We start from the raw sequence: 5,404 nt of genomic DNA, 5'->3' as shown, positions 1-5,404 counted from the left end.
GCGCACTAGCCAAGCCGAATCTTAGAGGGAGTGAACTTGTACAACTCCGACTGCGTGATTGGAACCGTACAGCCCAAGGCAATAAGTTTGTTCTTCTCTGATTGAAATTCTGGCTCAGTCAGCCTTGGGTCGAGCGCGACCTCTGTAAGAATGATGTCCCAGTGAAATGGGAATACAACTACGCCATTTTGTCCCTGATTCCCTTCTGCGTCATGGAACAAGAGCCGAACCTCGTTCTCGTGTGCAAATTCAGGTCGCTTAACTAAAAGAGTCCTGGCAAATCTGTGGGGCTGCCCGCCGAAGGCTAGGTCTGAAAAAGTCGTAGTCTCCAAGAAGCGCTCAATCTCTCCTCGCTGTTTGTACTCTACAGCGCCAATTAGGTACTTGAGGCCAGCGAACTTGTCAGCCGAGTCATAAAAGTCAGAAAAAAGTGCTCTGACGGTTGTTGCCACTCGCACGCCGGTCTTGTCGTGGCTGTAGATGCGCCACATGGCATCGCTGTCCATGTTTCGCGTCCAGCATTGCCCATACCAGCTTGCAGAAAGTTGGGAAAGACTCACGGGCGTGCCATCCGGCAATTCCGCTTGGCATTTGAGGAAAAAGTTCTCGAAAGGGTCATCCCACTTTGATGGATGGACCAAGCCGTTTTCTCGGCTGGCGATCATCTTCGAGAATCGCTCGAGCGAGAAGATGCGGTAAATCGGAGCGTCGAGAGCATCCAAGCCGATCGCGTTTTCTTCCATGGTTGGTTCGCCGAACATGTGTCCTCGCACGTCTAACGAGCAAGCTCAGGGGCGCGAAGCCGGTTTGCCGGCGTAGTGTCCCCCTGGAGCGAAATGTTAGAACTCATTGCATGGCCACCAGCTCTTCGCCTCTGAGAACTCGGCCATATTCGGTCATAGAAGTAATGGCCAACGGTCCAAACGATAGTAATGCCATTAATATAACTACAAGGCTAGCCAGCCAGTTGGCGCCAAAAATGTCTTTGGCAAATGGAATGGGCGCAAAAGCGAGCGTTGCGAAGACGAAATACATTGCGAGATTTATTCGCTTGATCCACTTTCGCTTGCTTTCGGTGTATTTGTTTCGGAACACCACCTTTCCATTTTCGGTTTCAGTATCCTCTTTGAATTCAAGGTACTTACGGGAGGCGGAGTATTTCTTGAGGGCCTGCGCAGGGGATGAAAGCGATAGCAAGTAGGTTATTTCTTTTGCGGTTAGCGTGGAATCACCTGTAATCGCGAGATAACCTTTTTCGATCACGAAAGGATGTGTGTCGGGCTTCAAGTCCGCGATGAAATCCTTGATGAAATTGAATTCCTCGCGAAGGCGCGATTTCTTGGAAATGACAAGTTCAGCAATGACTTTGTACAAGGCAAAGACACTACCGGCTAGCGTTATAAGCTTTACAATGAGTTCAATGTCCATAGGTCTAGTGAGTTCTAACGTAAAGGTAAGGGGCGCGCCCCTTTTGGCGCGTCCCACTTGACCGCAATGTTAGAACTTTTCACTCGAAGCCGATTTCTTGAGACCGAACGACTATTTCTTGCCGCTCCCATTCGCCGCCAGCCAGCTTCGTTCTGACTTTGACTTTGATTGTTTTGGGTGCGTAGACCGTACCCTGGTCGATGTATATTTTTTGTTCGGCCATTAAATCCGTGGCCTTCGCCATGCCCCGTTTGATGCCACGGATATACCACTCAATAGCTTTTTGCTTGATTGCTTCAGGAATCCCCTCAAGCGCGGCCTCCAAGTCTAGGCTTGGGTGTTGCGAATGATTGGGTTCTTGATCGAGGGCTTCAGCAATGCCGTTTACGGCCTTGCGATAAGTTGCTGAAGCGGCAGACACCGGTGAGTTGCTCATGTGAATCCTCATAGTTCTAACTCGTTATAGGGCGACCGGTTCTTGTCTCCCTAACATCGCCGCTGTCGCCCTAACACGGCAGCAAGGGAGTTGTGTAACAGCGCTTGAACGCTGGCGTTTTCCGATTAGGCTGTTTTTATGAACAGCACTAACAAGGCCAGAAATTCCAGCACGCCAGTGTTCAAGTCCACCCGCCTGCTGGATCAATGCCGCGAGCAGTTGCGCTATTTGCTCTATAACCTGCGCACCGAAGAAGCTTATCTCGGCTGGGTGAAGAAATTCATCCGTTTTCATGGCCTGCGGCATCCTCGCGACATGGCCCAGGAGGAAGTGGAACAGTTTTTGACGCATCTGGCAGTCGATCGTCGGGTTTCCGTGTCCACGCACCGGCAGGCTTTGAGTGCCTTGTTGTTTCTGTATCAACGCGTGCTGGGCGTGGAGTTGCCGTGGATGGATGCGCTCGCGCGGCCGGTTCCAAAGAAGCGCATCCCCGTCGTGCTTTTCCGAGACGAGGTGCAGCGCGTCTTGAGCCACCGTCTTGAGCCACCTCAGGGCGAGCATTTGCTGCTGGCCTCTTTGCTGTATGGGGGTGGCCTGCGACTGATGGAAAGTTTGCGGCTGCGGGTGAAAGATGTGGACTTTGAACATCAGACGCTGATCGTGCGTGATGCCAAGGGCGGCAAAGACCGTGTCGTCATGCTGCCGGTCAGCGTGGTGCCTGCGCTCAAGGTGCAGTTGTCCAAGAGCCATGACCTTTGGACAAAAGATCGGGCAACAGGCCTGCCCGGTGTGGAAATGCCGGATGCGCTCGCCGTGAAATACCCGAGGGCGGGGCAGAGTTGGGCCTGGCATTGGGTGTTTCCGCAGTCAGATACCTCGACCGACCCACGCAGCGGGGTCGTGCGGCGGCACCATGCCTATGACCAGACTTTCCAGCGGGCGTTCAAGCTGGCCGCACGGCAGGCGTTGATCGCCAAGCCAGCGACGCCGCACACGCTGCGCCATTCGTTTGCCACGCATCTACTGCAAAGCGGCACGGACATCCGCACCGTGCAGGAATTGCTGGGCCATTCGGATGTCAGCACCACCATGATTTACACCCATGTGCTCAAGGTGGCGGCGGGCGGCACGGCCAGCCCGCTGGATCGGCTGCCGCAAGCATGAAGTCGCACGGCAGCGCGTCTTCACCGCCGTCAGCCCCTGCCCTGCTGCTTTTGTTTCGCGATCCACGCGGGCACCTCGTCCGGGACGTCGCGGTGGACCTCCCGATCCATAGCATGTTCATGCGCGGAGCGCCGATCAGGCTAGTGGCCATAGTGCACGCTGGTTCTGGATTTCACCGCCCTGCGTACTGAACCATGGCGCGCAGCAAGGCAGGGAGTTCATCGCGTTGGATGGCGGACTGATGTTGCATTTTTCGGCGTTCAGGGCGCAGCCGAGAACGCTGCCTTTCGGGTCTCGGGCGGAGCCTGAGCAGGTGGGGACGGGACACAAACGAAGAAACCCAAGCGCGTCAGCGCGCAGGTTTTCGAGGCTTGTGGACACGGCCCCCTACCCTGTACTTACTTCTGTGCGTTTTGGTTGAATTGTTACGCCTGTCGATGCGTTTTTTGCGCCTGTCGATACGCCTGTCAGATCGTTTTTGAAACCTGTCAGCACGCCTGTCGTTGCGTTTTGAATTCCTGTCAACGCAATCCGCGCGCCTGTCGTTGTGTTTTGAATTCCTGTCGATTGAATCTGCGCGCCTGTCAGATCGTTTTGAATTCCTGTCGATTGAATCCGCGCGCCTGTCAGATCGTTTTGAATTCCTGTCGATACGCCTGTCGATGCGTTTTGAATTCCTGTCGATACGCCTGTACTTATTTTTGAACGGGGCATTCTGATGACAGCCGTCGCCTTGCGGCATGTCCAGTCGGATAGCGGAACTCTCAGGCCCAGTGCGATGCAAATCGCGCAACGCAAGCCGCCTGAACCCACCAGGTCTGCTCGCACTCGCCCTTGATTCCACGAAGCGCGCCGACACGCGCCACCGATGCACATCGAATCGTGCCGCCCTTGCATATATCCAATTGCGGGCATGTGCTCGCTTCATTGGAGAAAGAGCATGGGAATCGACACCCTACTCAAAGCAGCACCACCCCGGTACACCGCGCAAGTGGCGTCTTGGGCGGACAAGATCGACCAGCTGCGTGGCATCGGCTGGTCGTGGGGAGACATTGCAACAGCCTTGGCGCCAGACTTGGGATGGAGCTTGCCCGACGTTGACCCGAGCGTTCAGGCGCGCGCCCTGGGCGAGCGATTGCGCATTTCCATGCGCGGCGCACGCTCGGCGCTGGCGGCGGGCAAGCTCAGGCCCATGCCGCCCGAGACGCCACTTGCGCGGTAACCGGCTTGGCCCGCGTTGCGTTGGCGCGTCGCGCACGGCGCAAAGGCACCCGCGCTGCGCACGGCGCAAAGGCAGGGGTAAGGAAAGGGGCGGCTGGCGGTGGCGTGACTGCGCCGAATTCCTATAAAGACGCTATATATGGGAATTCGGCGCAGTGCCAAAACCCCGAAGCGCCCCTCTTCTTTGCCCCTGCTTTTATACCACGAGGCCAATACAGCCCCGTGGAGGCGATTTTGTGCCGCGGCAATAGGTAGGCGGGGCGACGCCAAAAGCGTCTGTAAGCGCCCCTACGCCGCTCTACGCGCAGGGAAGCAAGAGACAAAGGCACGCCGCTGGCGCGGCGCAAAGTCAGGGGCAAAGAAAAGGCAGGGCGGGCGGTGGCGTGACTGCCCCTGCCCCCTGCCCCCTGCCCCCTGCCCCCTGCCCCCTGCCCCCTGCCCCCTGCCCCCTGCCCCCTGCCCCCTGCCCCCTGCCTTTGCCTTTGCCTTTGCCTTTGCCTTTGCCTTTGTCTTTTTCTTTGCCCCTGCCTTTGCCTTTGCGTCGCGCTGGCGCGCGACGCAGGGTTAGTTCCTCCCTGAATTTTTTTCACTGCTACTTTTGTTTTTTGGGATTGCAGCAAGAAAAGATTCATATTTTCTGAATTTTCTTTTAACTTTATTTGTCTTTCTAGTCAATATTGACTGTGTACGTCTATAGCTATAGATATATTTATAGCTATAGACGTACACAGTTCCATCAAGTTGTCGATTTTTGGACTGTCGATGGTGCCACTTTGGGCGCCGGAGACGCTTTCAGGCTTGCGATTTCCTGCTGCGCAATGCCGGTTGCCCATTCGGCGCGCTTGTCCTTCAGTTCCGCCAGTCGCCACAGCGTTGCTTGAGGCAGGTCGCGCAAGGCCAGCCGCAGCGCTGAATCCCGATGTTTGGTGTACGCCTCGGTGCGCATCGCGGGTGCGCAAACTCGCTTGGACGGCACGCGCCCTGCCCGCAGTGCCAGCCGGAAGGCTTCGACGAGCTTGCGCAATGTGGCTTGCTCCTTCGCGGTGTTGGCGGCCTGCGTGCCCAATCCCCGTCCCTTGTTGTGCCGCAGTTCCGCTGGCGAGGTGCGCCACTGCGGTGTAATACCGGTTTCCTCCGCCCAGTCCACCATGACGG

At 56.4% G+C, this 5,404-nt stretch carries 7 protein-coding genes; 2 read left to right on the top strand and 5 right to left on the bottom strand.

Annotated elements, in window-relative coordinates; translation table 11 throughout:
- Positions 1-5: 5 nt before the first annotated feature.
- The 3 genes from AC2VLV_RS09620 to AC2VLV_RS09610 all read right to left on the bottom strand — a co-directional run bounded on the left by AC2VLV_RS09620 (position 6) and on the right by AC2VLV_RS09610 (position 1,864).
- A complete protein-coding gene (locus tag AC2VLV_RS09620; protein ID WP_486989769.1) occupies positions 6-743 on the bottom strand; it encodes a DUF2971 domain-containing protein in 738 nt (245 codons plus the stop codon).
- Positions 744-846: 103 nt separating this feature from the next.
- Positions 847-1,428, bottom strand: a complete 582-nt coding sequence (locus tag AC2VLV_RS09615; RefSeq protein ID WP_486989768.1) for a hypothetical protein — start codon at positions 1,426-1,428, stop codon at positions 847-849.
- 79 nt (positions 1,429-1,507) lie between these two features.
- Complete coding sequence (locus AC2VLV_RS09610) at positions 1,508-1,864, bottom strand: hypothetical protein (RefSeq protein ID WP_486989767.1); 357 nt, start codon at positions 1,862-1,864, stop codon at positions 1,508-1,510.
- A gap of 138 nt (positions 1,865-2,002) precedes the next feature.
- Between AC2VLV_RS09610 and AC2VLV_RS09605 the strand changes: the two genes are divergently transcribed.
- The gene (locus AC2VLV_RS09605) at positions 2,003-3,028 is read left to right on the top strand and encodes an integron integrase (protein WP_486989766.1); all 1,026 of its coding nucleotides are present in this window, start codon (positions 2,003-2,005) and stop codon (positions 3,026-3,028) included.
- Between the two features lie 387 nt (positions 3,029-3,415).
- Here the strand turns inward: AC2VLV_RS09605 and AC2VLV_RS09600 are convergent, their stop codons facing one another.
- Complete coding sequence (locus tag AC2VLV_RS09600) at positions 3,416-3,742, bottom strand: hypothetical protein (RefSeq protein ID WP_486989765.1); 327 nt, start codon at positions 3,740-3,742, stop codon at positions 3,416-3,418.
- Positions 3,743-3,968: 226 nt separating this feature from the next.
- Between AC2VLV_RS09600 and AC2VLV_RS09595 the strand changes: the two genes are divergently transcribed.
- On the top strand, positions 3,969-4,250 hold the full coding sequence (locus AC2VLV_RS09595) for a hypothetical protein (protein ID WP_486989764.1): 282 nt from the start codon (positions 3,969-3,971) through the stop codon (positions 4,248-4,250).
- 735 nt (positions 4,251-4,985) lie between these two features.
- On the opposite strand, the gene AC2VLV_RS09590 is transcribed toward AC2VLV_RS09595, so the two are convergent.
- On the bottom strand, positions 4,986-5,404 hold a 419-nt coding region (locus AC2VLV_RS09590), incomplete at its 5' end, for a hypothetical protein (protein WP_486989763.1).

The organism is Thiomonas sp. TH-17, from assembly GCF_057473305.1.
The sequence above is the reverse complement of the archived record's forward strand: the minus strand, read 5'-3'. Positions and strand labels throughout refer to the sequence as shown.

Excerpts from the sequence above, each read along its gene's own strand:
- AC2VLV_RS09595 (WP_486989764.1), top strand. The coding sequence starts at position 3,969 with ATGGGAATCGACACCCTACTCAAAGCAGCACCACCCCGGTACACCGCG.
- AC2VLV_RS09605 (WP_486989766.1), top strand. The coding sequence starts at position 2,003 with ATGAACAGCACTAACAAGGCCAGAAATTCCAGCACGCCAGTGTTCAAG.
- AC2VLV_RS09610 (WP_486989767.1), bottom strand. The coding sequence starts at position 1,864 with ATGAGCAACTCACCGGTGTCTGCCGCTTCAGCAACTTATCGCAAGGCC.
- AC2VLV_RS09620 (WP_486989769.1), bottom strand. The coding sequence starts at position 743 with ATGGAAGAAAACGCGATCGGCTTGGATGCTCTCGACGCTCCGATTTAC.
- AC2VLV_RS09600 (WP_486989765.1), bottom strand. The coding sequence starts at position 3,742 with ATGCCCCGTTCAAAAATAAGTACAGGCGTATCGACAGGAATTCAAAAC.
- AC2VLV_RS09615 (WP_486989768.1), bottom strand. The coding sequence starts at position 1,428 with ATGGACATTGAACTCATTGTAAAGCTTATAACGCTAGCCGGTAGTGTC.